General features: G+C 29.7%; 5 protein-coding genes. 3 read left to right on the forward strand and 2 right to left on the reverse strand.

Features of this window, described 5'->3' with window-relative positions; translation table 11 throughout:
• The first annotated feature begins 69 nt into the window (after positions 1 to 69).
• A complete protein-coding gene (locus ACI3VO_RS10545; protein WP_439757883.1) occupies positions 70 to 504 on the forward strand; it encodes a dUTP diphosphatase in 435 nt (144 codons plus the stop codon).
• Between the two features lie 57 nt (positions 505 to 561).
• Here ACI3VO_RS10545 and ACI3VO_RS10550 read toward each other — a convergent pair whose 3' ends face one another.
• Positions 562 to 777, reverse strand: coding sequence for a DUF3955 domain-containing protein (locus ACI3VO_RS10550; RefSeq protein ID WP_439757884.1), 216 nt, complete (start codon positions 775 to 777; stop codon positions 562 to 564).
• 338 nt (positions 778 to 1115) lie between these two features.
• Here ACI3VO_RS10550 and ACI3VO_RS10555 point away from each other — a divergent pair, with 338 nt between their 5' ends.
• Positions 1116 to 2219 (forward strand): C40 family peptidase, encoded by a 1104-nt coding sequence (locus ACI3VO_RS10555; protein ID WP_439757885.1) that lies wholly within the window; start codon positions 1116 to 1118, stop codon positions 2217 to 2219.
• Positions 2220 to 2355: 136 nt separating this feature from the next.
• Positions 2356 to 2763 carry a hypothetical protein gene (locus ACI3VO_RS10560; protein WP_439757886.1) on the forward strand — a complete coding sequence of 136 codons (408 nt, stop codon included), beginning with the start codon at positions 2356 to 2358 and terminating at the stop codon, positions 2761 to 2763.
• A gap of 61 nt (positions 2764 to 2824) precedes the next feature.
• Here the strand turns inward: ACI3VO_RS10560 and ACI3VO_RS10565 are convergent.
• The coding region (locus ACI3VO_RS10565) for a C40 family peptidase (protein WP_439757887.1) at positions 2825 to 3350 on the reverse strand (526 nt) is incomplete at its 5' end.

Raw genomic sequence — 3350 nt, forward strand, 5'->3', positions numbered from 1 at the left:
TTTTATGCCTTGAAGTGGACTTTGAATTTATTTATAATATTATTTAGTCAAAATAAAAGGAGAGATAGCATGGAAGAAATCAAAATAAAATATCTTAACGATCAGATAAAGAGATTGGAATATATAGATGGAAAGTCAGACTGGATAGACCTAAGAGCTGCCGAGGATGTTGAATTAAAGGCTGGAGAATTCAAGTTAATACCATTAGGTGTGGCTATGCAGCTGCCAAAAGGATACGAAGCTCATATAGTACCTAGAAGTAGTACTTTTAAAAACTTCGGTATAATCCAAACTAACCACTGCGGTATAGTAGACAACTCTTACTGCGGACCTAATGATTGGTGGTATATGCCAGCATATGCACTTAGAGATACTAAGATAGAATTTAACGATAGAATATGTCAATTTAGAATAGAAAAAAATCAACCTACTCTAGTTTTCAAAGAAGTCGAAGAGATGGAAGCTGAAGACAGAGGCGGAATAGGAAGTACAGGAAAGAAATAGAAAAATATAGAGCTATTATGCGAGTCTAAAAACTCATATAATAGCTCTATTTGTATGTTAAAATGTCTTTGGAGAAAACTTGTTTTTTAAACATAAAATTAATTGGACTACGACCATAAGAATTCCTATAAGAAAGAACAACCAAGCGATTGGAATTAAGAAAAATGGTTCATCTAAAGTTCCATCGGCTAATACTCTAGAGCCGATAATGCTATATGCTATAAGGCATATAGCAAATAAGCAAAATGGTATTAAAGTTAAAAGTTTTTTCATTTTTAATTTCTCCTTTTAAAATATAATTTATTAATATATATAATATCACCTTACTTACTAAAAAACAATATGAATTTATTGTTTTTCGATAAAGATTTATTGTTTTTTGATTAGGATAAATTGTTTTACGCGTAAAAAATACTTTACTAAAGTCTAAACAAAAAAATGGAAAATATACATGGTAAATAAAGTTATTTAGCCATTTTGGTGGACAAAATATAAAAGTTATAATAATATCTTGAGTGAATAAAATTAAATTTAAAAAAAATTATAATATTGGAGAGGAGTTGAGGATTTGTAATATCTAATAATATTAAACGATATTACATTTGAAAAATATGAATTTTATTAACAAAAATATTATAGCTACTGTATTAGTTTCGGCAGCATTGTTGCCAGTGAGTAGCTTTTTAACAAATCAAAATCAAATAGCATATGCAAACACAATTGAATACCGAGTTGTAAATGGAAACTCTGTAAACTTTAGAAAAGGACCATCTACGAGCTATGAGTCTTTAGCTAAGCTCAATAAAGGCGACAAGGTGGAGTACATAAGTACATCGAATTCATGGACAAAGGCAAAATACAACAATCAAACAGGCTATATTTATTCTAAATATATTTCAGAAATAGAGACAAAAACAAAATACGTAAATTGCTCAGCATTAAATGTAAGAAGTGGAGCAGGAACAAATTACAGCATAATAAAGACAATACCTAATGGAACTCAAGTAGAGGAAATTGCTGTAGTTGGAAGCTGGTCTAAGATAAAGGTAGGAACTACTACAGGATATGTATACAGCAAGTATTTAAGCGAAAGTTCTACATCGACTGTAAAGAAATACGTCAATTGTTCATCATTAAACGTTAGAAAAGGTCCAGGAACAGATTATTCAATAATAAAATCTATACCTAGAGATACACAGGTTGAAGTTATATCTACGAATGGTGGCTGGTCTAAAATACAGGTAGGTTCAACAGTAGGATATGTATCATCTAAATATTTAAGTGATACGAAGGGATCTTCATCATCGACTGATTCATCTAATACTAGTGATTCTTCAGCAAAAGTTGATAAATTAATATCTTTTGCAAAGGCACAGTTAGGTAAGCCTTATGTGTGGGGTGCTGAAGGACCAAATAGCTTTGATTGTTCTGGATTTACATATTATGTATTTAAAAATTCGGCGAATATAAGCTTACCGAGAACATCTAAAGAGCAGAGTAACTACGGTACTACTGTAAGCAAGAGTAATTTAAAGGTTGGAGATCTAGTGTTTTTCGATACAAGTGGAGAAAATGACGGCAATGTATCTCATGTTGGGATATATATAGGCTCTAATCAATTTATACACTCGTCTTCATCTAAAGAGAAGGTAGTTATATCTGATTTTTCTAATTACTACAACAATGCATTTGTAAGAGCTAAAAGAGTATTATAATGATTCGAAAAATAGGCTGGAGAAATCCAGTCTTTTTTCATGAAAAAATTTTAAAAAATAAATATATTTTATGTATTAAATTCATATAATTTGAAAATAATAGTAAATAAGAAAATTATAGGTAAGGAGTGTTTATATGGCAAGTATAGTTGATTTTTATCAATATAAGTACAGCCGAAATAATTATTATCTTAATTTGATTTTTACTAAAGATAAAATAATCAATATTAAAAGGGCTATAGATGAGGGCTTTTTAGATTTATTTATAAATAAAGAATATGAGTATGCGTATAGACGATTACAGCAATTACTCGGCCGTGCGTTAGAGAAGGAAGAAAAGGGCTATGTACATTTGAGGATAAATAAATGCTATTTAAAATATCTAAAAAATTTGTACTTTTCATATTACAATACACCAGAGAGTGAGGATATCAAAGAACTCATACTTTATATGCAGTTTTTAACTAATTCTGAAAGTGAGAATTTATCTAGATTTACTACTTTAAATGAAGAAACTAAGATAAGTATACTTTCATATATTTAATCTGTGTTTTTGTAAATTAAAAAGAGACCGACATTTTATATCGGTCTCTGATATTCGATTATTAATCTAATACTCTTCTTGCAGAAACGTAAGCATTTTTATAGTAATTTGTAGTAAGGTCAGCTGTACATACCTTTCCTGCAACAGAATTGGCATGGATTATAGTGTTGTTTCCTATGTATATAGATGCGTGATCTATGATTCCATCATTACCTTTAGTATCTAAGAATACTAAATCTCCAGGTTGTAAATTGCTTTTAGAAACATAAGTACCAACATTCTTTTGATCAGCAGTTCCTCTTGGTATAGTTATACCTACTTGTTTGTATAAGTAATAAGTAAGACCTGTACAGTCAAAAGTGCTAGGACCTTCAGAACCTCTTACATATTTGCAGCCTAATTTAGATTTTGCAGTGCTTATTATTGTTGCTATTTTTTGGCTTTTAGTAGATGTATTAGAGCTAGATTCTTCTACTTTGTTTTCTGATAAATATTTATTAGAAACATATCCGTATGAACCGTTGTATTTAATCTTAGCCCATCCATTATTTATAGATATTATGCCTACTTTATCATTTTTTGATAAT

Origin of the sequence: Intestinibacter sp., assembly GCF_051866655.1 — a bacterium.
In the GTDB taxonomy this organism is placed as follows: domain Bacteria; phylum Bacillota; class Clostridia; order Peptostreptococcales; family Peptostreptococcaceae; genus Intestinibacter.